The organism is Thiocystis violacea (assembly GCF_016583565.1).
Lineage (GTDB): Bacteria > Pseudomonadota > Gammaproteobacteria > Chromatiales > Chromatiaceae > Thiorhodococcus > Thiorhodococcus violaceus_A.
The window spans coordinates 1-1546 of the sequence record NZ_NRRF01000188.1; the positions used below are offsets into that span (position 1 = coordinate 1).

Consider the following 1546-nt stretch of genomic DNA (forward strand, 5'->3'; position numbering starts at 1 on the left):
TGCCAGCTACCTGAACGAGTTCGTGTTCCGCTTCAACCGCCGGCGGTCCCGCAGCCGTGGGATGGTGTTCTACCGGGTACTCGAACTCGCGATTGCGAACGAGCCTGTGCGCTACAAGGAACTCGCACTGACCCAGCGACCCCGAACAGTACTCCCCACCCCGCCGAGGGCAAATGGCCACCCGCCAAGCCTCGACCTCCCTCCCGCAAACCGTCCGTGGAGGAACTCCGGTTAAGTGGAGAGCCCAGTCCTCGATAATGTGGGGAAGATCGGCGTCCGCCAGGTTCCCAGCGCTCAACAAGTCTGCCTGTTGATTCGCCCAGGCATGAAAGTCATTGTCGAAAAGGCTCGGCATCGGTCACTCCGATTTCTAATGATTCAACAAGGCTCTGAGCCGTCAGCACCCGCTCAGACCAGATCAGCAGCGTTTCTGAATCGGCGGTCTCGATGCGCTGGCGCGTAATCTCGCTTGGAACACCAAACCTGAGCATGAGGGTGCAACTACCGCACCACAAACTGCCCCAGCTTCGACAGATTCTTCCAGAGCAAGGCCCCGACGCCACCAACACCATTCGAGCGCAACGCCCGATAATCTTCGGAGGACTTGCGCAGGATATTTCCGAGCGAACGATTACTGGCGCCGCCCGTGCGCATCCGGACCAGCACCTCGGGCAGATAGACCACCTGTCGCGCCGTCAGCCCCGAGAGCAGACGCAGCATCAGATCGTAATCCGCGGCGATCCGATAACGGGTATCAAACCCGCCATGTTCGGCATACCAGGACCGACGCACATAGACCGTGGGATGCGGCGGCATCCAACCCCAGCACAGCCGTTTGGGGTCGAACGCACCCGAGCGCCAGTGGCGCACCGCCCGAGCGGGATCGTCGCGCCACACATAGTCCAGATCGCCATAGCAGGCGATCACCGACGGATCGGCAAAGCAGGCCGCCACCCGCTGGAGGACGTACGGATGCGCCAGGACATCATCGGCGTGCAGAAACCCCAGCACCTCGCCCGTCGCCAGGGCGATCCCTTTATTCAGGGCATCATAGATCCCCCGATCCGGCTCGCTCTGCCAACGCGAAACCGGGGTTCCCGGTCTCCCGCTCTTGGCGCGAATCAACTCGACCGTTCCATCGGACGAACCGCCGTCGATCAGGAGGTATTCCAGCGCAATCCCCTGCTGCTCGCGTACCGAGGACAGGGTATCGGGCAAGGTGGAAAGGCTGTTGTAGCAGGCGGTGATGAGCGAGAGAGTCATCGGCGGAACCTGCTGAGATTGTCAATCATCTTGATGACATCGCGATTAATCAATGCTCGATCTCCCAAGATCAAGCAAGTCATTCTCAACGAGCCCTTCAATGAGCGCATCAGCCAGAATTTGTTGTCCCAGATCGTTCGGATGAATAGCGTCGAGGAGTGCTGCCTTTAAATAATGTGGTCTAGCACGGCTGCGCCCCGAACTGCTCGATCTTCTCCCAGAACTGCGTCCAACGCCCGGTGGACTGCACGAGGGTGCGCAGGGTCAAGAGCACCTTGGCTCC

The 1546-nt window shown here is 60.2% G+C and carries 1 protein-coding gene and 2 pseudogenes; 1 reads left to right on the plus strand and 2 read right to left on the minus strand.

All coding sequences use genetic code 11. From position 1 onward, the window contains the following. Positions 1 to 124, plus strand: a pseudogene (locus tag CKO23_RS27075) (IS1595 family transposase); the annotation flags it as partial. 135 nt (positions 125 to 259) lie between these two features. Here the strand turns inward: CKO23_RS27075 and CKO23_RS26470 are convergent. Both CKO23_RS26470 and CKO23_RS24620 read right to left on the minus strand, forming a co-directional pair. Further along, positions 260 to 355 (minus strand): annotated as a pseudogene (locus CKO23_RS26470) (DUF29 domain-containing protein); the annotation flags it as partial. 146 nt (positions 356 to 501) lie between these two features. Next, the gene (locus tag CKO23_RS24620) at positions 502 to 1263 is read right to left on the minus strand and encodes a glycosyltransferase family 2 protein (protein WP_200336140.1); all 762 of its coding nucleotides are present in this window, start codon (positions 1261 to 1263) and stop codon (positions 502 to 504) included. Between the last annotated feature and the right edge of the window lie 283 nt (positions 1264 to 1546).